A 385-nucleotide genomic window follows, 5' to 3' on the forward strand; every position below is an offset into this window, starting at 1 on the left:
GTAGTCGATAGCACAGGCCTTAAAGTGTATGGAAATGGTGAATGGCATACGAGAAAACATCGAGCGTCTAAGCGCCGAACTTGGCGAAAACTGCACTTGGCCGTAGATGCGACAAGTCACGATATTGTGGGTGCTGAGCTGTCGATGGTCAATGTGTCAGACGGAGAAGCCCTTGCCGATTTAATCAGGCCATTGCGTAGGAATATAGACAGAGTCACAGGTGATGGAGCATATGACACACGCAGTTGCTATGAGGAGGTCGCAGCAAAAGGTGCGATTATGCGGGTACCGCCAAGAGACAATGCCCAATACTGGGAAGAAGGACACCCCAGAAACAATGCTGTATTTATGATGCACCAAATAGGGTTATCGCAGTGGAAAGAGA

Annotated in this window: 1 protein-coding gene; it reads left to right on the forward strand. The window is 48.8% G+C overall.

All coding sequences use genetic code 11. The features are described from left to right. Nucleotides 1-385 (forward strand): IS5 family transposase (locus BGP78_RS20130; RefSeq protein ID WP_119863079.1); only part of this gene is annotated, 385 nt, incomplete at both ends.

This window comes from Pseudoalteromonas sp. MSK9-3 (genome assembly GCF_003590335.1).
In the GTDB taxonomy this organism is placed as follows: Bacteria; Pseudomonadota; Gammaproteobacteria; order Enterobacterales; family Alteromonadaceae; genus Pseudoalteromonas.